General features: G+C 49.1%; 19 protein-coding genes and 4 tRNA genes. 13 read left to right on the top strand and 10 right to left on the bottom strand.

What is annotated here, in order from left to right; translation table 11 throughout:
• Window positions 1–44: 44 nt before the first annotated feature.
• The 5 genes from ychF to I4W93_RS00750 all read left to right on the top strand — a co-directional run bounded on the left by ychF (window position 45) and on the right by I4W93_RS00750 (window position 1,749).
• A complete protein-coding gene (gene ychF / locus I4W93_RS00770; RefSeq protein ID WP_205310336.1) occupies window positions 45–1,136 on the top strand; it encodes a redox-regulated ATPase YchF in 1,092 nt (363 codons plus the stop codon).
• 186 nt (window positions 1,137–1,322) lie between these two features.
• Window positions 1,323–1,399, top strand: a tRNA-Met gene (locus I4W93_RS00765).
• Window positions 1,400–1,418: 19 nt separating this feature from the next.
• A tRNA-Leu gene (locus I4W93_RS00760) sits at window positions 1,419–1,503 on the top strand.
• Window positions 1,504–1,536: 33 nt separating this feature from the next.
• Window positions 1,537–1,611 (top strand) — tRNA-Gln (locus I4W93_RS00755).
• A gap of 63 nt (window positions 1,612–1,674) precedes the next feature.
• Window positions 1,675–1,749: transfer RNA gene (locus I4W93_RS00750), tRNA-Gln, on the top strand.
• 388 nt (window positions 1,750–2,137) lie between these two features.
• Here I4W93_RS00750 and I4W93_RS00745 read toward each other — a convergent pair.
• Window positions 2,138–3,322, bottom strand: coding sequence for an FAD-dependent oxidoreductase (locus tag I4W93_RS00745; RefSeq protein WP_205313693.1), 1,185 nt, complete (start codon window positions 3,320–3,322; stop codon window positions 2,138–2,140).
• Window positions 3,323–3,473: 151 nt separating this feature from the next.
• Between I4W93_RS00745 and I4W93_RS00740 the strand changes: the two genes are divergently transcribed.
• From I4W93_RS00740 to ppiC, 4 genes are all read left to right on the top strand, one after another.
• Window positions 3,474–4,106: a peroxiredoxin-like family protein gene (locus I4W93_RS00740; RefSeq protein WP_205313694.1), complete on the top strand. Its 633-nt coding sequence runs from the start codon at window positions 3,474–3,476 to the stop codon at window positions 4,104–4,106.
• Between the two features lie 185 nt (window positions 4,107–4,291).
• A complete protein-coding gene (gene aguB, locus I4W93_RS00735; protein WP_224673202.1) occupies window positions 4,292–5,188 on the top strand; it encodes an N-carbamoylputrescine amidase in 897 nt (298 codons plus the stop codon).
• Entirely contained in the window at window positions 5,189–6,304 is a 1,116-nt protein-coding gene (gene aguA, locus I4W93_RS00730) for an agmatine deiminase (protein WP_205313695.1), read from the top strand. It begins immediately after the preceding gene.
• A gap of 12 nt (window positions 6,305–6,316) precedes the next feature.
• On the top strand, window positions 6,317–6,595 hold the full coding sequence (gene ppiC / locus I4W93_RS00725; protein WP_205313696.1) for a peptidylprolyl isomerase PpiC: 279 nt from the start codon (window positions 6,317–6,319) through the stop codon (window positions 6,593–6,595).
• A 9-nt stretch (window positions 6,596–6,604) separates the two neighbouring features.
• Here the strand turns inward: ppiC and I4W93_RS00720 are convergent, their stop codons facing one another.
• The 3 genes from I4W93_RS00720 to I4W93_RS00710 all read right to left on the bottom strand — a co-directional run bounded on the left by I4W93_RS00720 (window position 6,605) and on the right by I4W93_RS00710 (window position 9,090).
• Window positions 6,605–7,321 carry an RES family NAD+ phosphorylase gene (locus tag I4W93_RS00720; RefSeq protein WP_205313697.1) on the bottom strand — a complete coding sequence of 239 codons (717 nt, stop codon included), beginning with the start codon at window positions 7,319–7,321 and terminating at the stop codon, window positions 6,605–6,607.
• Window positions 7,315–7,713 (bottom strand): antitoxin Xre-like helix-turn-helix domain-containing protein, encoded by a 399-nt coding sequence (locus tag I4W93_RS00715; protein WP_205313698.1) that lies wholly within the window; start codon window positions 7,711–7,713, stop codon window positions 7,315–7,317. Before I4W93_RS00715 ends, I4W93_RS00720 begins: the two co-directional genes overlap by 7 nt.
• Before the next feature lie 126 nt (window positions 7,714–7,839).
• A complete protein-coding gene (locus I4W93_RS00710; protein WP_205313699.1) occupies window positions 7,840–9,090 on the bottom strand; it encodes a DEAD/DEAH box helicase in 1,251 nt (416 codons plus the stop codon).
• 112 nt (window positions 9,091–9,202) lie between these two features.
• On the opposite strand from I4W93_RS00710, the gene I4W93_RS00705 reads away from it, so the two are divergent.
• Together I4W93_RS00705 and I4W93_RS00700 are read left to right on the top strand one after the other, a co-directional pair.
• Window positions 9,203–9,478, top strand: coding sequence for a GIY-YIG nuclease family protein (locus tag I4W93_RS00705; protein WP_224673201.1), 276 nt, complete (start codon window positions 9,203–9,205; stop codon window positions 9,476–9,478).
• Complete coding sequence (locus tag I4W93_RS00700) at window positions 9,471–10,373, top strand: AEC family transporter (RefSeq protein WP_205313700.1); 903 nt, start codon at window positions 9,471–9,473, stop codon at window positions 10,371–10,373. The genes I4W93_RS00705 and I4W93_RS00700 overlap by 8 nt, the downstream gene beginning before the upstream one ends.
• Here the strand turns inward: I4W93_RS00700 and I4W93_RS00695 are convergent.
• On the bottom strand, window positions 10,370–10,561 hold the full coding sequence (locus I4W93_RS00695; RefSeq protein WP_205313701.1) for a type II toxin-antitoxin system antitoxin: 192 nt from the start codon (window positions 10,559–10,561) through the stop codon (window positions 10,370–10,372). The two genes, I4W93_RS00700 and I4W93_RS00695, sit on opposite strands and share 4 nt — an antisense overlap.
• An 11-nt stretch (window positions 10,562–10,572) precedes the next feature.
• Window positions 10,573–11,412: an SPFH domain-containing protein gene (locus I4W93_RS00690; RefSeq protein WP_224673200.1), complete on the bottom strand. Its 840-nt coding sequence runs from the start codon at window positions 11,410–11,412 to the stop codon at window positions 10,573–10,575.
• A 175-nt stretch (window positions 11,413–11,587) separates the two neighbouring features.
• Here I4W93_RS00690 and I4W93_RS00685 point away from each other — a divergent pair, with 175 nt between their 5' ends.
• A complete protein-coding gene (locus I4W93_RS00685; RefSeq protein ID WP_205313703.1) occupies window positions 11,588–12,877 on the top strand; it encodes a mechanosensitive ion channel family protein in 1,290 nt (429 codons plus the stop codon).
• Between the two features lie 41 nt (window positions 12,878–12,918).
• On the opposite strand, the gene acnA is transcribed toward I4W93_RS00685, so the two are convergent.
• Window positions 12,919–15,636 carry an aconitate hydratase AcnA gene (acnA, locus tag I4W93_RS00680; protein ID WP_205313704.1) on the bottom strand — a complete coding sequence of 906 codons (2,718 nt, stop codon included), beginning with the start codon at window positions 15,634–15,636 and terminating at the stop codon, window positions 12,919–12,921.
• 130 nt (window positions 15,637–15,766) lie between these two features.
• A complete protein-coding gene (gene tyrS, locus I4W93_RS00675; protein WP_205313705.1) occupies window positions 15,767–16,969 on the bottom strand; it encodes a tyrosine--tRNA ligase in 1,203 nt (400 codons plus the stop codon).
• Between the two features lie 148 nt (window positions 16,970–17,117).
• Here tyrS and I4W93_RS00670 point away from each other — a divergent pair, with 148 nt between their 5' ends.
• The gene (locus I4W93_RS00670) at window positions 17,118–18,464 is read left to right on the top strand and encodes a peptidoglycan DD-metalloendopeptidase family protein (RefSeq protein ID WP_205313706.1); all 1,347 of its coding nucleotides are present in this window, start codon (window positions 17,118–17,120) and stop codon (window positions 18,462–18,464) included.
• Between the two features lie 81 nt (window positions 18,465–18,545).
• On the opposite strand, the gene I4W93_RS00665 is transcribed toward I4W93_RS00670, so the two are convergent.
• The gene (locus I4W93_RS00665) at window positions 18,546–19,676 is read right to left on the bottom strand and encodes a sodium ion-translocating decarboxylase subunit beta (RefSeq protein WP_205313707.1); all 1,131 of its coding nucleotides are present in this window, start codon (window positions 19,674–19,676) and stop codon (window positions 18,546–18,548) included.
• 19 nt (window positions 19,677–19,695) lie between these two features.
• Window positions 19,696–21,480 (bottom strand): sodium-extruding oxaloacetate decarboxylase subunit alpha, encoded by a 1,785-nt coding sequence (gene oadA, locus I4W93_RS00660; RefSeq protein WP_205313708.1) that lies wholly within the window; start codon window positions 21,478–21,480, stop codon window positions 19,696–19,698.
• Window positions 21,481–21,490 lie beyond the last annotated feature (10 nt).

Here is a 21,490-nt window from a genome sequence, read left to right as displayed (position 1 = left end):
CAGTTAATTGCAGCACTAATTACAGCACGTAAAGGATACTAGTTATGGGTTTCAAATGTGGCATTGTCGGCTTACCTAACGTAGGCAAATCTACCTTGTTTAATGCGTTAACCAAGGCCGGAATTGAAGCGGCTAACTTTCCGTTCTGTACTATTGAACCGAACACAGGCGTAGTACCGGTACCCGATTTACGCCTGGATAAGCTGGCAAAAATTGTTAACCCGCAACGCGTACTACCGACCACCATGGAATTTGTTGATATTGCCGGTTTGGTTAAAGGCGCATCACGGGGCGAAGGTTTAGGCAATAAATTTCTAGCGAACATCCGCGAAACTGACGCTATCGGCCACGTAGTGCGCTGTTTTGACGATGAAAACATTATTCACGTTGCTGGCAAAATAGACCCGGCGGACGATATTGACACCATTAATATGGAATTAGTATTGTCTGATATGGACAGTGCCGAGCGCGCAATTTTCCGTGTTAGCAAAAAAGCCAAAGGCGGCGATAAAGACGCTAAAGCCGAAATGGCAGTACTGGAAAAAGTTAAAGCGCATTTAGAGCAAGGCTATACCCTGCGCCAGCTCGAGCTGGATAAAGAAGAAAAAGCCTTAATTGCTTATATGAACTTCTTAACCATTAAACCCACCATGTACATTGCCAACGTAATGGACGACGGCTTTGAAAATAATCCGTACTTAGACATCGTGCAAGCCATTGCAGACAAAGAAGGCGCCATAGTGGTGCCGGTATGTGCGGCGATTGAATCTGAAATAGCCGAGCTGGACGACGACGAAAAAGCCGAGTTTATGGCTGATATGGGCCTGGAAGAGCCGGGCTTAAACCGGGTAATTCGCGGTGGTTATTCATTGTTAAGTTTGCATACTTATTTTACTGCCGGCGTTAAAGAAGTGCGCGCCTGGACGGTAGCCATAGGCGCCACTGCCCCGCAAGCGGCCGGTGTTATTCACACTGACTTTGAAAAAGGCTTTATCCGCGCTGAAGTAGTTGGCTATGATGACTTTGTACAGTTCAACGGTGAAGCCGGTGCCAAAGAAGCTGGCAAATGGCGTTTAGAAGGTAAGGATTACATCGTAAAAGATGGCGATGTAATGCATTTCCGCTTTAACGTTTAACCGCGTTTTAGCGCCAAAAAAAGCCGTTGTTTGCCGACAACGGCTTTTTTATTGCCTGCGAAACCAGCATTTTGCATATTAAATCGGCAAACAAACCAACATTGAATTTTAAACGCAAAAAAACGGTTGACGCTACAGGGGCAGTTCTGGATAATACGCGCCACTTGCTTAGGTCAAGTAAATAGTGGCTACATAGCTCAGCTGGTTAGAGCACAGCACTCATAATGCTGGGGTCGCAGGTTCGATTCCCGCTGTAGCCACCACTTTTACTTACCTGTGCATGCGGGGATGGCGGAATTGGTAGACGCACTGGATTTAGGTTCCAGCGCCGCAAGGTGTGAGAGTTCGAGTCTCTCTCTCCGCACCACTTTTAAAAAAGTGGATGCACACAAGTTTTTGCAGGGGCGTAGCCAAGCGGTAAGGCAGCGGGTTTTGATCCCGCCATGCGTTGGTTCGAATCCAGCCGCCCCTGCCATTAATTCAGTGAACGTAGTTTTTGTAAAATCCTGCCGAACGACGATCACACATAAGTTTCCGTAGGGGCGTAGCCAAGCGGTAAGGCAGCGGGTTTTGATCCCGCCATGCGTTGGTTCGAATCCAGCCGCCCCTGCCATTAAACAGAAAAACCCAGCTTAGGCTGGTTTTTTGCTTTTCTGAACTATACCAATTCAAAAACATTTCCAGTTTTAGTTAACTTTTGCCGATTACAACATCTTTTGTGCTCACCGCAGCAACTATTCCGGGCATCCTGCCCTACCCCCTTCGGGCCAGCTAAAGCTGTTCAAACTCGTTCCAGACGAGTTTGTCGCCCACGCTTCGCACTCGGTCAGACACTCTGTGGCTGCGCCAAAAGAGTTCTAATCTGCTATCGAGAGAAGGTTGGAACCCTGCAGCGCACAGCCACAGAGTGTCTGAGTCCTGCCGTAGGCATAAGGACGAGTTGCTGTGGCGAGCACTGTAGGTGTTGCAACCGTATTGCTTAGCTAAGCATTTTAGCCTGCCTAGTCAGAACCCACAGCATAACGCGCCACCAGCGTTTTTAGCATTGTACTGCGCGCCGCCACACTTAATGCCAACTGACGTAGCTTACGCAGCGGCGTAATGTCATTACCAAATACCTGATAAAAACCATCCATCGCGCTCATCATTAATAAGTTGGCTGGCTTGCGCTTGCGCTGATAGCTTTGCAGCAGCGGCACACTGCCGATATCGCTGTTATGCCGTCTGGCATCGATAATAAGCTCTGTCAGCAGTTTGGCATCAGCAAAGCCCAGGTTAACGCCCTGCCCCGCCAACGGGTTGATGGTATGAGCGGCATCACCGGCCAACACCACCCGACCAGCGTAATACCGGTTAGCATCCATCCGCGTCAGCGGGAACCAGGAGCTGGCCACCACTTCCACCTCGCCCAGTTGCGCCGGGAAGGCTTTTTGCAACTGCTGTGTTAATTGCGCCGGTGCCAGTGCTGCCAGTTGTTTTACCTTAGTAGCTTCTTCGTACCATACCACTGAGCCTTGCTGGCCGCACAGCGGCAAAAAAGCCTTAGGCCCGGTAGGCGTAAATTGCTGCCAGGTTACGTCTTGCTGCGGATAGGCGGTTTTAATCAGCGCCACTAAACACGCCTGGCTGTACTGCCAGCCGTTAGTGCCAATACCGGCCAATTGGCGCAGCTGCGAGTTACCACCGTCTGCCGCCACTACCAGCTTACTGCTAAGCTGCTCGCCACTATCCAGCGTCAATGTGGCGCTATCGGTTGTTTGCGTAAGCGCAGTAACCGAGGATGGGCAAAACAGCCGCACATTAGCACCGAACTGCTGCCACAGCGCTAGCTGCAGCAAGTTGTTCTCAACAATATGGCCTAAATGGCTGCGCTTAATATCAGCGGCATTAAAGGTGACAATACTGTGTGGCTGCTCAAACGCCTGCAACCGCTGATAAGGGCAAAGGCGCATCTGCTCAAGTGCCTGCCAGGCTCCCAGCTGGCTTAACCAAGCTTCACTGGCCAGGTTAATTGACGATACGCGTAAATCCGCCGGGCTATGGCTGTCAAACTCCGACACTGGCTGCTTTTCTATCAAAGCCACCTGCAAGCCAGCTTGGCTAAGTGCCAGCGCAATAGCGGCACCAACCATGCCGCCGCCGACGATACTGATATCAAATTGCTGTATTGCATTTTTGCTGGTCATAAAGGTATTTCTTCTTAACTAATAACGGCATTGTACGTCAGAGTGTTTAAAAAACGAAAAAGCGACTTTTTTAATTTTCCCTGAAAGTAAAACTGGCTTAAACCTGTCTTTTTTAGTTCGACAAAATCAACAACGTGAATCAGGAAACACTATGAAAACTTACATTACTTCATTTGCTACGATGTTATTTAGCATTAACCTTTTCGCCGCACCAGCCATTGCGCCAAGCCCGGAGCAGGTTACTCCGCTGTTAAATGGCTTAGCCATTCCAGCCGTGAGCTTAACTACAGCCGATAACCAAACCGTTTCACTTAAGCAGCTGGTACAGCAACAACCCAGCATCTTGGTATTTTATCGCGGTGGCTGGTGCCCGTATTGTAATGCGCAATTGGCCGCGCTGCGTGATATCACGCCGCAGCTAACTAAACTAGGTTATCAGTTAATTGCCATAACGCCCGATAGCGCAGCTTCGATCAGTAAAAGCTTAAACGACACCGGTGGCCAAAAGTTAAGTTATACCTTGCTGTCAGATGCCAACTTCGCTGCCAGCAGTGCTTTTGGCCTGGCCTATTATCTGGATGACAAAACCGCCGCGGCTTACAAAGGCAAACTTGGTAGCTTAATTACCACCGAAGCCGGTACAGAGAAAGTAGTGTTACCGGTGCCGGCGGTGTATATCGTCAATACCAAGGGCGAGGCGCTGTTTAACTATGTGCATATCAACTACAAAACCCGCTTAGACAGCGAATTACTGCTAAAAGCAGCTGAATTAGCGCTGCAATAAAGCCGGCTATTTTCAGGTTAGCCCTCAGCTGTTTACTGCAGCGGACATCCTTGTGTTTTCCGCTGCTGTTTTTTTAGCAAAAAGCGTTGACGACAGGGCAAAAATACGGCATTTTTCGCGCCCTGTTTGGCAAGTATCCATAGGGATGCTAGCCTGTTGGTTTTACCCTCTGTCGGAGATAACTGATGCGTAATGTAACCGTTGCTGCAACCCAAATGATTGGCGGCTGGAATGTGGATGAAAACATTGCCCGTGGCGAGCGTTTAGTACGCGATGCGGCAGCCAAAGGTGCACAAGTCATCCTGTTACAGGAGCTGTTTGAGCGCAATTATTTCTGTCAGAAGCAAAAACCAGACTATTTAGCTTTTGCCACTACCGTAGCAGAGAACAAAGCGGTAGCGCATTTTACTAAGATTGCCAAAGAGCTGAACGTGGTGTTGCCAATCAGTATTTATGAGCGTGCCGGTAATTGTTTATATAACAGCGTAGTGATTATTGACGCCGACGGCGAAAACCTGGGCACTTACCGTAAAAGCCATATTCCAGATGGCCCGGGCTACAGCGAGAAGTACTACTTCACGCCGGGCGACACCGGCTTTAAAGTATTTGCTACCAAGTACGCTAAAATTGGTGTTGGCATTTGCTGGGATCAGTGGTTCCCTGAATGCGCCCGCAGCATGGCATTAATGGGCGCTGAGCTGCTGTTCTACCCTACCGCTATTGGTAGCGAGCCGCACGACCCAACCATCAGCTCACGCGATCACTGGCAGCGCACACAACAAGGCCACGCCGCGGCTAACTTAATGCCGTTAATTGCCTCTAACCGCATTGGTACCGAAACCGAAGGTGACTACCATATTACTTTTTACGGCAGCTCTTTTATTGCCGACGAAACCGGTGCCAAGGTACAGGAAGCCGGCGAAACAGAAGAAGCCGTGCTGGTACACAGCTTTGATTTAGACGCCGTTGCTGCCACCCGTCGCGCCTGGGGCATTTTCCGCGACCGTCGTATCGATATCTACGGTACAGTGATGACTAAAGATGGCGAAACTAAACAACCTGTTAAACAAGGTGGTAACTAAGTGGCCTTTACAACACTGCAAAGCACGCCACGCGCCGATGGTTTTAGTATGCCGGCAGAATGGGCCGCACATAAGCAAACCTGGATGGTGTGGCCAGAGCGCACCGACAGTTGGCGTTTAGGTGCCAAGCCGGCGCAAAAAGCCTTTGTTGCGGTAATTAAAGCCATTGCCGGCTTTGAACCGGTAACGGTAGGCGCTTCTGCCGCACAGTATGCCAATGCCTTGTCACAGCTAACCGATGTGGGAACTAAGTTCCCTATCCGCGTAGTTGAGATATCAAACAACGATGCCTGGTGTCGTGATACCGGGCCGACTTTTGTTACTAATGCCAAAGGTGACGTACGTGGTATCGACTGGACCTTTAACGCCTGGGGCGGCTTAAACGGCGGCTTGTATTTCCCATGGGATAAAGACGACCAGGTAGCCAGCAAGGTGCTGGGGATAGAGCAACTGCCACGCTATCGCACTGAAGGCTTTGTGCTGGAAGGCGGTGCTATTCATGTTGATGGTGAAGGCACGCTGTTAACCACCGAAGAGTGCTTGCTAAACAGTAACCGTAATCCGCATTTAAGCCGCGAGCAAATTGAGCAGCAGATGCGCGATTATCTCGGTATCGATAAAGTGTTGTGGCTAACCGACGGTATCTTTAACGATGAAACCGACGGCCACATTGATAATATGGCTTGCTTTGTTAAGCCTGGCGAAGTGGTACTGGCCTGGACCGACGATACAACCGATCCGCAGTATGCCCGTAGCAAAGCGGCGTTGGAGTACTTAGAAGCTGCCACCGATGCCCAAGGCCGTAAAATTAAGGTACATAAGCTACCGGTTCCGGCGCCTATTATTGCCAACGCTGAAGAGTATGCCACGGTAGATGCGACCATGAGTGCCATTCCGCGGGAAGCCAATGCGCGCCTGGCCGGCTCGTACATTAACTTCTATTTGTGCAACGGCGGTTTAATACTGCCGACTTTTGACGATCCGAACGATAAGGTCGCTGCAGAAATCCTGCAAAGCCTTTATCCACAGCATAAAGTCGTAACAGTACCCGGGCGAGAGATTTTGCTTGGCGGCGGTAATATTCACTGTATTACCCAGCAACAGCCACTAGCTTAAGGAAGCAAAACCATGTCCAAAGCCTGCGCCTTACATATACTGGTAAAAACCCGGGAACAAGCAGACAAGCTAAAACAGCTACTGCAAAAAGGCGCGGACTTTGGCAAACTCGCAAAACAGCATTCACTATGTCCGTCGGGGAAAAAAGGCGGCGATTTGGGCGAGTTTCGCAAAGGCCAGATGGTAAAAGCCTTCGATGATGTCGTGTTTAAAGGTCCATTGTTGGAAGTACAAGGGCCGGTAAAAACCCAGTTTGGCTTTCACCTGATAAAAACCCTGTATCGCAGCTAAATAACTGATCTATTCGCTGTAGCTGACAATTTGGTTAATGGCGCTGATATTGCCGTTTTGCCAGATCATTTCATAATGAGCACTTTGCAGCATCTGCGTTACATATTGCGGGCTAAATAAGCCCCAGCAAATTGCACCACTGTTTCGCACTGAATAGTACTGTACTCCGGCACTACCCTGGCTGCGTAAGCGAATACCCAATACCCGCGCAGTGCTGTAGTCATCTTTCGCATAAATTGCATGCTGTGGCGACAAGCGGGTCAAATCTGTCAGGTTAACGTCACTAAACTCACAGCTTAATGCCTTAAACACAAAACGCTCATAGGCCAGTCCAGGCACCTTGCTCCAGTAACACCCCTGATGATAAGCCACCTCAGTGATAGCGGTTTGCACGCTATCGGCCAGATACAGCACACCAAAACGACCGTCAGAAAAGCGGCTGCCCGCGGGGTTAACATGGGTGAACGGTGCTACCGCATACGAGCAGCCGGTAATAGCAAACGGAATTTCACTACGTGGTAGTAAGGTTAAATTACCGGCCTGTGCCTGTAACCTGGGGTTGGTAAGTGCTTGCAGCGCAAATAAAGCATCGAACTCATCGGCATCGGCTACATCATCAAATACCGATACCGGCGGATACTTCGAATTAATCAGCCGATAGCAGCTCTGCTTATGCAACTTAACCTGCGGTAACTCATCCTGCTGTAAGTATACCGCTGTTACCACATGCCACCACGCAGCGCGTCGATATGTTTAAAGGTTTCGTACAATGCGCCAAACTGACCAGTGCTGATAATATCCAGCGGGCTGTTACCATTAAAAAACGGGTTATGGTTTGGCAGTGCCATAAAACCATACAGGTTTTGCGGGTTGTCGAACAGCAGCCGCAGACTACTGTGAATGTTTAGCACATAGCTGATGCGCTCTATCTGGTCTTGGGTCAGGCTGGCGCAGTAAGGATCATTGCGGTACTTGTAATACGCCGCTTTGGAGATTTGCAAAATACGCTGAATTTGCTCAGGCGAGCATTGCCATTTATCCAAAATGGCAAATACTGTTTTAAGTCCGGTAGCGGCGCTGTGGCGCTGGCTTTGTTTGTCGAGTTGCACGGCTTGCATAACCACCTCATGCCTGAACCAATTAGCCTCAATATAGACCAATAATTTAAATTCGTCTACAGGGAGAAATGTAAGTGACTAAAAAAGCAGACTCTATGGTCTGCTTAGCTTTAGGCTTTACAGCTTTTATGCCTTACCTAAGGCCTTAGCGCGCAACTTGGCTTTAAGCATACCTTTCTTTGCCGGCTTTTTCGGCCCGTCACCATGGCGCGCCTGCGCTTGCTCTGGTGCAACAAAGGTTGGGTCGTGCTCGTAACCGGGTAACACTGTAGCGGTGATCACCTGCTGAATAAGCTTTTCTATGTCCTGCAGTGCTTTTATTTCTTCCGGGGTGATCAGCGTTAGCGCCACACCGCTGTTACCGGCACGGCCAGTACGGCCGATGCGGTGCACATAGTCTTCCGACACTTGTGGTAAATCATAATTCACCACATACGGCAGCTCGTTAATATCCAGGCCGCGGGCGGCAATATCGGTCGCTACCAAAATACGCACACTGCCGGCTTTAAAATCAGCCAATGCTTTTGTGCGGGCACCCTGGCTTTTATCGCCATGAATAGCCGCGCTTTTTAAGCCGTCTTTTGCCAGCTGTTTAGCCAGGCGGTCAGCACCATGTTTGGTACGCACAAACACTAACACCTGTGGCCAGTTGTTTTTACCAATCACATGCGACAGCAGTTCGCGCTTGCGGTGTTTGTCGACTAAATACGCCAGTTGCTCAACCCGCTCGGCCGTGGCATTGGTTGCCGCCACTTCGATTAATTGCGGGCTGTTTAACAGTTCATCGGCCAGCTGTTTAATTTCGCTGGAATAGGTTGCTGAAAACAGCAACGTTTGCCGTTTAGCCGGCAGCTTGGCCATAATGCGTTTAATATCGACAATAAAGCCCATATCCAGCATGCGATCCGCTTCATCCAGCACTAGCACCTCAAGCACAGATAAATCGACGGTTTTCTGGTGCAGGTGGTCAATTAGCCGGCCCGGTGTCGCCACCAGGATATCCAGCCCCAGCTCTGCCTCATCATATTGCGGCCTTATCGATACGCCGCCATAAAACACCGCTGAACGCGTGCTCAGGTACTGGCTATACTTGCGTACATTATCATACACTTGCTGCGCCAGCTCGCGGGTGGGCGTTAGCACCAGTACCCGCACCTGATTTGGCGCTACGACCTTTGGCGCATTGAGCATTTGCTGCAGCAACGGTAAAGTAAAGGCGGCCGTTTTACCGGTGCCGGTTTGCGCCCCCGCTAATACGTCTTTTCCGGCCAGAATTACCGGGATACTTTGCAACTGCACCGGGGTGGCCGCATCGTAGCCTTGCTCTGACAGAACACGTAAAATAGGCGCCGCCAGGGCGAGAGATTGAAATGACATTAAAATTCCTGTTTTGCCAAAACTTAACTACCGTTGCCGTTATTGCGATGAAGCACAGCTCACGGCTTAAAGCGCGCAGTATAACAGAACAGCACAGCACGGAGTTAACCTCGTGAGCAACTGGTATTTATATATGGTGCAAACCAGCAGCGGCCTGTTGTATACCGGCATCAGTACCGACCCTGTGCGGCGGCTGCGCCAGCATAGCGGCGAGCTGACCGGCGGTGCTAAGGCACTACGTGGCAAAGGGCCATTAACCCTGGTGTACCAGCAAGCTGTTGCCGATAAAAGCACGGCGGCTAAAGCTGAATATCAACTAAAACAACTACCCAGAACAGCCAAACTGGCACTGGTTGCCCGCTATAAAAAAGTGAGATCTGATGGATAACTTTCTACTGGTACTGGCGTATCTGCTGATAGGCGTACTGCTGCGCCGCTTGCCCACCATGCCAGAAAATAGCGGCATAGCGTTGAATATGTATGTGCTGTATGTGGCGCTACCGGCACTGATTTTAAAAAATGTGCCGCAGCTGCAATTTTCTGCCGAGCTGTTAATACCGGCGATTACACCGTGGTTCTTACTGTTAGTAGTAGTCGGCACCGTGTTACTGTTAAGCCGACTGCTGCATTGGTCGCGCGAGGTTACCGGCGCTTTACTGATTGTGCTGCCGCTGGGTAATACTTCTTTTTTAGGCTTTCCGATGACGCAGGCGCTGTTTGGTAGTGCGGCTATGCCTTACGCCGTAGTATACGATCAGGTAGGCTCTTTTATTGCTTTGGCGATTTATGTCACTATCGTTGCAGCGCTTTACAGCCCCACGGCAGCCAAACCCACCGTAAAAGGCATTACATTAAAAATCATCACCTTCCCGTCTTTTATTGCGCTGGCTTTGGGTTTATTACTGCGCGGTAGCGAATACCCACCTCTGGCAATACAGTTAATTGATAACTTAGCCGCAACCCTGGTACCAGTAGTAATGGTGGCGGTGGGTTTTGCCTTAACAGTTAAATTCAGTAAGAGCGAAATATCACCGCTGCTAAGTGCGCTGGGTATTAAGCTGGTAATGATGCCGGCGTTAGCTGCGTTGCTGTGGTTTAGCCTGGGCTACAGCGGTACGGCGGTAAATATCAGTGTGTTTCAGGCGGCGATGCCACCGATGATATCGGCCGGCGCTATTGCAATAATGGCGGGGCTGGCGCCCCGCCTGGTTAGCGGCATTATAGGTTTAGGTATTTTAGCCGGCCTGCTTACCCTACCGCTGGTGTCCTGGCTGCTGCATTAGCTACCGACCTCATTATCTGGTTCAGTATTGTCCTTTTTCGCCACAGGCAAACGACCGGCCTTTTTCAGTGCCTCATGCAGAAGATACTCTATCTGGCCGTTAATGCTACGAAACTCATCATCGGCAAAACGCTGTAAGGCGCTGAGCATCTTTTCATCCAGACGTAAGGCGAAGGCTTTTTTGGCCACAACAACTCCCGTTAATATAACGTGCCGGCATTTACTATCGGTTGCACATGATGATCACCGCACAATACCACCAGCAAATTACTGACCATCGCCGCTTTACGCTCATCATCCAGCTCAACCACATTGCGCTCAGACAAACGCTGTAATGCGGTTTCTACCATGCCCACAGCGCCCTCAACAATTTGCTGGCGGGCGGCTACTATCGCGGCCGCCTGCTGACGCTGCAACATCGCGCTGGCAATTTCCGGCGCATAAGCTAAATGGCTGATACGCGCTTCCAGCACCTGCACCCCGGCTTTATTTAATCGTGCCTGGATTTCCTGCTTTAATAGCTCTGTTACTTCATCAGTACTACTGCGCAGGCTTATCGATTCATCATTGCCGGCATCATAAGCATAACTGGAAGCCAGATGACGAATTGCCGACTCGCTTTGAATATTGACAAAGTTCTCATAGTTATCGACTTCAAACACAGCTTCGGCGCTATCGACTACTTTCCACACCACCACAGCAGCAATTTCTACCGGGTTACCGGCATTGTCATTTACCTTCATTTTACTGCTTTCGAAATTACGGACTCGCAATGACACTTTTTGCTTGCTATACAGTGGGTTAGACCAACGAAGGCCGTTATTCAAGTCAGTACCGACATAGCGGCCAAACAGCTGTAATACTGCTGATTGGTTTGGGTGCACCATATAAAAACCAAACCAACAAATAAACACCGCTATAACCAATAGCAATGCCACTATTTTTAATAATCCCGGCAATATTGCCACACCGGCAACAGCAGTCAGTTGCAATAGCAACAAAATGCCTATCATGCCAAAACCACCTTTGCTATTAATCATGCGTTCCTGCAACATTGTAAAACCCTCTTGATATGATATTATTTTGATATCACTTTAGCGCAATTTTCGTAAAATGCAACTTTAACTATAGTTCGTAACCAAACAGCACAGAACAATGGGCGCAGCCGCGCTTTTCTGCTAAGGTAAAACAACAACTTAGTTAATTGAAAAACCTATGCTAGAAAAATTTTTAATCTGGTGGCAGCAGCTTGTCATCCAATTGCAGCAGGCCTCACTCTGGTATCAGCTAGCAGCAATAGCTGGTTGTCTGTTACTGGCAGTACTTGTTAACCGATTAGTCGGCCAACGCTTACGCGACAGCGGTGGTCAGGGCTTACGCCATATGGCGCTGCGTAGCTCTGACCGTATTTTACTTCCGTTTAGTCTGGCAACTCTACTGGCTATCAGTAGTGGAATGTTTGCTCAGTATCAGTTAAGCCAAAACCTGTTGCAGCTATTCATTCCTATTGCACTGGCGTTGGGAGTTATTCGTCTGCTGGTATATATTTTGCGCAAAGCGTTTTTGTCCAGTCCATTGGTTAAATCGGCAGAGCCCGTTATTGCCATTACCATCTGGCTGCTAGTGGTATTGCATCTGGCAGACTGGTTAACCCCGCTAATGCAGTTGATGGATGCCCTGGCCTTTACACTGGGTGAAAGCCGCATATCGCTGCTGGGTGCAGTAAAACTTACGCTGGTAATTGTCCTGGCCTTTACACTGGCTTTATGGCTGGCAGAGCTACTAAACCAGCAGTTAAAAAAAGCTAAACATGTCAGCCCTAGCATGCAGGTAGGCTTTAGCAAATTTAGTAAGTTTTTGCTGATTACCATCGCGTTTTTAATTGCGTTAAACGCCGTGGGTATTAATCTTAGCTCGCTGGCGGTATTTGGCGGGGCGCTGGGCGTAGGCTTAGGTTTTGGCTTACAACGTATTGCGTCAAACTTTATCAGCGGCTTTATTTTGGTGCTGGATCGCAGTGTCAAACCAGGCGATGTTATTTCAGTTGGCGATAACTTTGGCTGGGTGCACGAACTCAAAGCCCGCTATGTGGTGGTGCGTAACCGCGAAGGAGTTGATACGTTGATCCCGAACGAGAACCTTATCACCTCAGAGGTAATAAACTGGAGCTATGAAGACCGCAATGTGCGGGTAAAAATTCTGGTGCAGGTAAGTTACGACGACGATCCGGAGCAAGCCATGGCACTGATGTTACAGTGCGCCAATAAATCCTCACGGGTACTTAATGAACCGGCGCCAACAGTGATGCTGAAAAGCTTTGCCGACAACGGCATTGAACTCGAACTGCGGGTATGGATAGCAGACCCGGAATACGGTGCCGACACGGTAAAATCGGATATTAATGTCGCTATCTGGCGCGCCTTTAAGCAAGCTGCGATTACCATCCCCTACCCGCAGCGCGACTTGCATGTTAAGTCGGGCACATTGCCAACAGCATCAGAATAATGAAATCGCAACGCGCCTGCCCGGCGGCGCGTTGCTTTTTGTTACGCCTCGCCTATCATCCGTCGCAGCACATAATGCAAAATACCGCCGTGCTGATAATATGCCAGCTCATTGCCGGTATCTATGCGGCAATGCACATCGACTTCCTGTTTAGCGCCGTCGGCATAGGTTATAATCAGCTGCAGCTTTTGTCGTGGCTTCAGGTTATTTAAGCCACGCAGCGTAATGCTTTCTTCACCGCTTAACTTCAGCGTTTTCCTTTCTGTACCGGGCACAAATTGTAGCGGCAGCACGCCCATACCAATTAAATTGGAGCGGTGAATACGTTCAAACGATTCGGCCAGCACGGCACGCACTCCCAGCATTAATGTGCCCTTAGCTGCCCAATCACGCGATGAGCCGGTACCATACTCTTTACCTGCTACCACGATTAACGGCAGCTCTTGCTGCTGATAACGCATGGCGGCATCAAAAATCGACATCGTCTCTTTGGAGGGATAATGCCGGGTTACGCCACCTTCAGTGTCCGGCAGCATTTCATTGCGAATACGTACATTGGCAAAAGTACCGCGCACCATGACTTCATGGTTACCGCGCCTTGAACCGTATGAATTAAAATCGGCTTTGTCGATACCATGATCCATCAGATACTGACCGGCAGGGCTGCTTTGCTTGATTGAACCGGCCGGTGAAATGTGATCAGTCGTAACAGAATCGCCCAATATTGCCAATAAACGGGCACCCACTATATCGGCCACCGGCTTTGGTTTTCGGCTAAGACCACGAAAAAAATCAGGTTGACGGATATAGGTAGACTCCGGCCAGGCATAAGTTTTAGCCTGTGGCACCGCAATAGCCTGCCAACTTTCGTCGCCATCAAACACTTGAGCATATTCTTTGCTGAACATTGCACTGTTAACTTTAGATACTGCTGCAGCAACCGCTTTGCTGTCAGGCCAGATATCTTTTAAGTAGACATCATTACCATCTCTGTCCTGCCCCAATGGCTCTGCACTTAAATCAATATTGACCGTGCCGGCCAGCGCATAAGCCACCACCAAAGGCGGTGAAGCCAGCCAGTTTGATTTCACTAACGGATGAATGCGACCTTCAAAGTTACGGTTACCCGACAACACTGCAGACACATTTAAATCAGCACTACTGATGGCGTTTTCAATGGGTTTAGCTAATGGCCCGGAGTTGCCGATACAAGTAGTACAACCGTAACCCACCAGGTAAAATCCCAATTGCTCAAGCGGTTGCATAAGCCCGGCCTGTTGCAGATAGCGGGTAACCACTTTAGAACCCGGCGCCAGCGAACTTTTTACCCAGGGTTGCCGTTTCAACCCTTTGGCTACAGCATTTTGGGCTAATAAACCGGCTGCCATTAACACACTGGGGTTTGATGTATTGGTGCAGGACGTAATAGCAGCTATAACTACCGCATGGCTATCCAGTTGTATACGCCGGCCATCCAGTTCAAAGCTGCGGTCAGGCTGTTTCACCTCTGGCTGCGCCGCACCTTCATTGACCATTTCTGCATCACGCGCTGGGCTGACTTTCAAATCAAGCGCGACAGCATCACTACAGTGCTGTTTCAGTTCAGTTAACGTCACCTTATCCTGGGGCCGCTTAGGCCCGGCCAATGACGCTACCACAGTGCTTAAGTCAAGGTGCAAGGTATCGGTAAAAATGGGCTTAGAACCTTGCTCCCGCCACAAACCCTGCGCCTGACTATACGCTTTAACTCTGGCAATGACTGCCGCATCGCGGCCGGTTAACTGCAGGTAATCCAGTGTTATCTGATCAACAGGGAAAAAGCCGCAGGTTGCACCGTATTCCGGTGCCATATTGGCGATAGTGGCACGATCTGCCAATGACAACTGGTCCAGACCATCGCCGAAAAACTCGACAAACTTGCCCACTACACCATGCTTACGCAGCACTTGCGTAACAGTAAGTACCAGATCCGTTGCGGTAATACCGGCTTGCAGTGCGCCGGTAAATTCAAAGCCAACCACTTCCGGAATGATCATCGATACCGGCTGTCCCAACATAGCGGCCTCAGCTTCAATGCCGCCGACGCCCCAGCCCAAAATGCCAAGGGCGTTAATCATGGTTGTGTGCGAGTCAGTGCCCACCAACGTGTCCGGATAAGCCAGCATACCTTCGTCGGTTTGCTGCGCCCATACGCTTTGACCTAAATACTCCAGATTTACCTGATGACAAATGCCAGTACCCGGTGGCACTACGCGAAAGTTAGCAAAGGCTTTAGCCCCCCAACGTAAAAATGCATAGCGCTCATGGTTACGTTGCATTTCAATATCGACGTTTTCAGTAAAAGCCTGCTCTGTGGCATAACGGTCGACCATCACCGAGTGGTCAATCACTAAATCCACCGGTGATAACGGGTTTACCTTATTCGGGTCTTCACCCAGCGCAGCCACCGCGGCACGCATAGCCGCTAAATCGACAACGGCTGGTACACCGGTAAAATCCTGCATTAATACCCGTGCCGGACGAAAAGCGATTTCACGCTCAGAGCTACCGGTTTTTTGCCAGTCGACCAACGCCTGAATATCGGCTTCAGTTACGGTGTCACCATCCAGGTTACGTAACAGGTTTTCCAACAGCACTTTTAACGAAAACGGTAAGCGGCTGATATCACCAAACTGCGCTTGCGCCTTATTCAGGCTAAAAATGCCATACTGCTGTTTGTTTACTTTAAGAGCGTCGGCATAAGGGTTGGGCGTGGTCATAATATACCTCGTATTAATGGCTGTGATTAACTACAGTGTAGTCGATCCGCCCGACAGTACGAGGCTTAAACGCTGAGTAGGGTTGCAGAAGAGATGCACAACACCCGCAGAGGTGTTGTGCTAAGTGCAATTAAATTAAGCTAATTTTGGCAAACTTGCGCTTACCTACCTGGTAAATGTCGCAGCTGCCTTTGACGACTTCAAGCCGGGAGTCTTCTACTTTGGTTTCACCGTTTAACTTAACCGCACCTTGTTTGATCATGCGGATAGCCTCTGAAGTGCTGTCTACCAGGCCGGCTTCCTTTAACAGATTCGCAATCGGCATCGTATCTGCGTCAGCGGTTACCGCAACCTCAGGAATGTCATCCGGTAAGGCATTTTTACTAAAGCGCTGGGTAAAATCCTGATGTGCCGCTTCTGCTGCAGCGTCATCATGGAAACGGGCAATAATTTCTTTCGCAAGCAATATTTTTACGTCGCGCGGGTTGGCACCAGCTGATACCTGCTGCTTTAAACCACTGATTTCTTCAAGTGGTTTAAAACTGAGTAAATCGTAGTAGCGCCACATCAACTCGTCAGAAATAGACATAATCTTGCCGAACATATCGTTTGGCGCATCGGTAATACCGACATAGTTGCCCAGCGATTTGGACATCTTTTGTACGCCATCCAGCCCTTCAAGCAACGGCACCATCATTACCGTTTGCGGGCGCTGGCCTTCGTCTTTTTGCAACTCACGGCCCATTAACAGGTTAAAGCGCTGATCGGTACCACCCATTTCAACGTCTGCTTCAAGTGCCACTGAATCCCAGCCCTGCACCAGCGGATATAAAAATTCATGAATAGCAATAGACTGGTTGTTGGCATAACGTTTTTTAAAATCGTCACGCTCCAACATACGGGCTACCGTCTGTCGAGCGGCCAGTTTAATCATGCCGGCAGCCCCTAACTCATTCATCCACTCAGAGTTAAACGCCACACGGGTCTTAGCCGGGTCAAGAATCTTGAACACCTGCTCTTTGTAGGTCTCAGCATTGGCCAGCACTTCTTCGCGGGTTAGTGGCTTGCGGGTGACATTTTTGCCCGTTGGGTCGCCGATTAGGCCGGTAAAATCGCCGATTAAAAAAATAACCTCGTGACCTAGCTGCTGAAAAGTACGCAATTTATTGATCAAGACGGTGTGGCCCAAATGCAAATCAGGTGCTGTTGGGTCAAAGCCAGCCTTTATTTTTAGGGGCTTGCCTTGTTTTAATTTGGTAATTAGCTCTTCTTCAAGCAGAATCTCTTCGCAACCACGTTTTAATTCCGCTAAAGCCAGCTCCCAATCCGCCATTTTCATCTCCTGATTTTTCACCTGATTGCGCAAACAAACCGCATTCTATAGCATGTTCAGCCTTGGGGAAACGCACAAAAGTCTGGTGTCAGGCAAAAAAACGGTATATGCTCGGTTTTTGTGCGTTTCCTGAGCTCAGACTAGTATTATGCGACAATTAGTAACTAAAATTCCCAAACAACACCGCGTATTAATCGTTGTCACTTCGGTGTTTTTAACCACCATTTTACTGCTACCTTCGGAACAGGCTTCTGCCTCAAAAAGCAGTAAAGCCGACAGTTTGGAAATAGGTAAGCGCTACAGTTTAGCCATGCCTGACACCACAATAGATCTTGCCCCTGAGCAAGCCTTGTTAGATCTGCCTGCCCTACCAGAAGAAGATCTGTCATTGAACTGGTCGGTATTACAGGTGCAAAAAGGCGACGCGCTGTCTGCTTTGTTTAAAAAAGCTAATGTTAGCCAGCAGATCATGCTGGATATTCTGGCACTGGGCAGCAATGTTAAAACGCTGACCCGGCTATTCCCTGGCGAGCAGTTGGAGTTTGGCCTGGATGCCAACGGTGAGCTGCAAGAATTACGTTATGCCCTGAATCACTTAACCACGTTAAGAATAAACCGAAACAGCGAAGGCGGTTTTGTCGCGGAAGAGTTGAAAAAAGAAGTCGAGCTGCGCAGTCAGTTTGCCAGCGCAGACATTCGCAGCAATTTTTGGAGTGCTGGTATAGAAGCAGGTTTAAGCGAAGCACAAATTATGAGTTTGGCCGGCATTTTTGGCTGGGATATAGACTTTGGTTTAGATATTCGCAGCGGTGACAGTTTCAGCGTGTTATATGAAACCCAATATGTCGATGGTGAGTTCATCAACAACGGCAACATAGTGGCAGCACAGTTCTCTAATCAGGGCCATCTGTATCAAGCTGTGCGCCATACTGACGGCAATTACTATAAACCTGATGGCGCAAGTATGCGTCAGGCATTTTTGCGCGCACCGGTTAGTTTCCAGTATGTCAGCTCTAACTTTAATCCGCGTCGTCTTCATCCAGTATTAAAAACGGTAAGACCACACAACGGCGTAGATTATGCCGCACCAGTAGGCACACCCATTATGGCTGCAGGCGATGGCAGAGTTGTTGATTCAGCATATAACAACCTGAATGGCCATTATGTGTTTATTCAGCATGCCAACAATATCGTGACCAAATATCTGCATTTATCTAAGCGTTTGGTCGCTAAAGGCGAGAAGGTACGCCAAGGTGAAGTCATTGGCCGCCTGGGTGCAACGGGACGGGTAACTGGTGCTCACTTACATTATGAGTTCCTAGTGTCTGGTGTGCACCGCAACCCCAGAACAGTAAAATTACCACAAGCAACACCGTTACAAGGCAGTGAAAAAACGCTGTTCGCCGCTCAAGCGCAACAGATATTGATGCAGTTAAGCAACAACCAACGGGTGTTACTGGCTAAAACCAATAGTGACGCCACTGCCGCGCCTTAAGTCGCAAAGCCGGCCTTGAAGCCAATAAAAAGCCCAGCTTATTAAGCCGGGCTTTTTTATGCTCGCTTTTTAAATGGCCGCTTAGCCAACCAATGCCAGCAAGATACCAGCAGCAACTGCTGAACCTATCACACCCGCCACATTCGGCCCCATTGCGTGCATTAACAGGAAGTTATGCGGGTTAGCTTCAAGCCCCACCTTATTCACAACCCTAGCAGCCATTGGCACGGCAGAAACACCGGCGGCACCTATTAATGGATTAATAGGTTGCTTAGAAAACCTGGCCATAATCTTCGCCATAATAACGCCAGACGCAGTACCAATTGCAAAAGCCACAGCACCAAGCACCAAAATACCCAGTGTCTGCAATGTTAGAAACTTATCTGCGCTTAGGCGAGAGCCCACGGCCAAACCAAGAAAAATAGTCACAATGTTAATCAGCTCGTTCTGTGATGTTTTGCTTAATCGTTCCACCACGCCAGACTCACGCATCAGGTTCCCCAGGCAAAACATACCTATTAACGGCGCAGCACTGGGTAGCAGTAATATAGTTAACAGTAAAACCGCCAACGGGAAGATAATTTTCTCTTTTTTGCTAACGTTACGCAGCTGCACCATTTGGATATTACGTTCTGCTTTGCTGGTTAGCGCACGCATAATCGGCGGTTGAATAATAGGTACCAGCGCCATATAGGAATAGGCAGCTACGGCTATTGCACCAAGCAAATCCGGTGCTAACTTCGATGCCAGAAAGATTGCAGTTGGGCCATCAGCACCACCAATAATAGCGATGGCCGATGCTTCTTTCAGGGTAAAACTTAATCCTGGTACTGCATTAAGTGCTATCGCGCCTAACAACGTGGCAAAAATACCAAATTGCGCTGCGGCACCAAGCAGTAACATTCTAGGGTTAGCAATTAAGGCTCCGAAATCGGTCATGGCACCTACTCCCATAAAAATCAGTAATGGGAATATGCCAGTGCCGATACCTACTTCATATATCATGTATAACAAGCCGCCTGGCTCGCCCATGCCGGCCAGCGGAATATTAGTCAGCACCGCGCCAAAGCCAATAGGTAACAGTAGCAGCGGTTCAAAACCACGAGCAATAGCCAGATACAGTAAAGTAAAGCCAACCAGCATCATTACTATCTGCCCACCGGTAAAATTAACTAAACCGGTAGAGGCGATTAAGGTTGTTACAGCGTCCATTTAATATCCTCAGTCCGATCTAGTCGAAACTTATTAGCACGTCACCCGTACTAACCGCATCGCCCGCTGCCACATGAATAGTCACTACTGTGCCATCTGATACCGCCCGCACTTCAGTTTCCATTTTCATTGCTTCCATTATTATCACCACGTCGCCACGCTTTACGCTGGCGCCCACTTTGGTGACAATTTTCCAGATATTACCTGCCAGCGGCGCATTAAGGGTTGCACTGCCAGTAACAGAAGCACTGCCAGGGATATTTTCTGATACGACCGGTTTAACCGAACTAAGCTCGCCAGTTGGCGCTACTTCCACTTCGTATACCTTGCCATCAACCCGCACACTATAACTGGCAGGCCCGCTTTGGGCGGTTTTCGCCTTGGCTGGAGCAACCTTTTTGTCGTCGCTGCTATCAGCTTCTGGTGCTGGCTCAAATGCGGCCGGGTTGTCACGATTTTTCAGAAATTTTAGGCCCACTTGTGGAAACAGTGCGTAGGTTAATACATCATCTATTTGCGCGTCTGCTAAGCGAATATCTTCACTGCCAGCTAAACTACTTAGCTCTGTTTGCAACTTGTTCAGTTCTGGCTCCAACAAGTCTGCCGGACGGCAAGTAATAGCCTGAGCACCAGCAAGCACACGCTTTTGTAATTCGGCATTCATCGGTGCTGGCGTAGCGCCATATTCGCCTTTTAATACACCGGCAGTTTCTTTGGTGATACTCTTGTATCGTTCACCTGTCAGAATATTGAGCACAGCTTGAGTACCAACAATTTGTGAGGTTGGAGTAACCAAAGGTAAAAACCCTAGATCCTCTCGCACAAGCGGAATTTCTTTTAATACGGCATCCAGTTTGTCCAGCGCACCTTGCTCTTTGAGCTGGCTTTCCATATTAGTTAACATGCCGCCAGGTACTTGTGCCAGTAGAATACGCGCATCAACACCTTTCAATGAACCTTCAAACTGCGCATATTTCTTTCGCACATCACGAAAATAAGCGGCAATATCAGCTAATAACTCCAGGTTTAGCCCGGTATCGCGCTCAGTGCCTTCAGTAATGGCTACCATGGTTTCTGTAGCACTGTGGCCATAGGTCATACTCATCGACGAAATAGCGCTGTCTAGCATATCAATGCCGGCATCGATGGCTTTCTGGTAGGTAGCAGTACTTAAACCTGTGGTAGCGTGACACTGCATCGCTAACGGTATTTTGGTAGCCTCTTTAATTCGGGTAACCAGTTCTTCACAGACATAAGGCTTTAACAAACCGGCCATGTCTTTAATACAGATAGAGTGGCAGCCCATATCTTCGAGCTGACGGGCCATATCCACCCACATATCAATGGTATGCACCGGACTGACTGTATAGGAAATGGTACCTTGTGCATGGGCGCCCACTTTAATAGCGGTCTGCACAGCCGTTTGCAAATTGCGGATATCGTTCATGGCATCAAAGATGCGGAACACATCGACGCCGTTTTCATGCGCCCGCTCGACAAATTTTTCTACCACATCATCAGCATAGTGACGATAGCCAAGCAAGTTCTGCCCGCGCAGCAGCATTTGCTGTTTGGTGTTTGGCATGGCTTTTTTCAGCTCACGGATACGATGCCAGGGATCTTCACCCAGATAACGAATACAGGCATCAAAGGTGGCTCCGCCCCAGGATTCCATCGACCAAAACCCTACTTTGTCCAGTTTGGCAGCAATAGGCAGCATATCGTCCAGCCGCAGCCGGGTCGCCAATAAAGACTGATGCGCATCACGTAACACCAGTTCAGTCAGTAATAGTGGTTTGCTCATACCTGAGTCC

Source organism: Rheinheimera maricola, from assembly GCF_016918075.2.
GTDB classification, from domain to species: Bacteria; Pseudomonadota; Gammaproteobacteria; order Enterobacterales; family Alteromonadaceae; genus Alishewanella; species Alishewanella maricola_A.
This window is presented reverse-complemented; position numbering and strand designations above follow the sequence as displayed.

What these genes read in the sequence shown, in the direction of transcription:
- ychF (WP_205310336.1), top strand. Translation starts at nt 45, where the DNA reads ATGGGTTTCAAATGTGGCATTGTCGGCTTACCTAACGTAGGCAAATCT.
- I4W93_RS00745 (WP_205313693.1), bottom strand. Translation starts at nt 3,322, where the DNA reads ATGACCAGCAAAAATGCAATACAGCAATTTGATATCAGTATCGTCGGC.
- I4W93_RS00740 (WP_205313694.1), top strand. Translation starts at nt 3,474, where the DNA reads ATGAAAACTTACATTACTTCATTTGCTACGATGTTATTTAGCATTAAC.
- aguB (WP_224673202.1), top strand. Translation starts at nt 4,292, where the DNA reads ATGCGTAATGTAACCGTTGCTGCAACCCAAATGATTGGCGGCTGGAAT.
- ppiC (WP_205313696.1), top strand. Translation starts at nt 6,317, where the DNA reads ATGTCCAAAGCCTGCGCCTTACATATACTGGTAAAAACCCGGGAACAA.
- I4W93_RS00715 (WP_205313698.1), bottom strand. Translation starts at nt 7,713, where the DNA reads ATGCAAGCCGTGCAACTCGACAAACAAAGCCAGCGCCACAGCGCCGCT.
- I4W93_RS00710 (WP_205313699.1), bottom strand. Translation starts at nt 9,090, where the DNA reads ATGTCATTTCAATCTCTCGCCCTGGCGGCGCCTATTTTACGTGTTCTG.
- I4W93_RS00700 (WP_205313700.1), top strand. Translation starts at nt 9,471, where the DNA reads ATGGATAACTTTCTACTGGTACTGGCGTATCTGCTGATAGGCGTACTG.
- I4W93_RS00690 (WP_224673200.1), bottom strand. Translation starts at nt 11,412, where the DNA reads ATGATTAATAGCAAAGGTGGTTTTGGCATGATAGGCATTTTGTTGCTA.
- I4W93_RS00685 (WP_205313703.1), top strand. Translation starts at nt 11,588, where the DNA reads ATGCTAGAAAAATTTTTAATCTGGTGGCAGCAGCTTGTCATCCAATTG.
- acnA (WP_205313704.1), bottom strand. Translation starts at nt 15,636, where the DNA reads ATGACCACGCCCAACCCTTATGCCGACGCTCTTAAAGTAAACAAACAG.
- tyrS (WP_205313705.1), bottom strand. Translation starts at nt 16,969, where the DNA reads ATGGCGGATTGGGAGCTGGCTTTAGCGGAATTAAAACGTGGTTGCGAA.
- I4W93_RS00670 (WP_205313706.1), top strand. Translation starts at nt 17,118, where the DNA reads ATGCGACAATTAGTAACTAAAATTCCCAAACAACACCGCGTATTAATC.
- I4W93_RS00665 (WP_205313707.1), bottom strand. Translation starts at nt 19,676, where the DNA reads ATGGACGCTGTAACAACCTTAATCGCCTCTACCGGTTTAGTTAATTTT.
- oadA (WP_205313708.1), bottom strand. Translation starts at nt 21,480, where the DNA reads ATGAGCAAACCACTATTACTGACTGAACTGGTGTTACGTGATGCGCAT.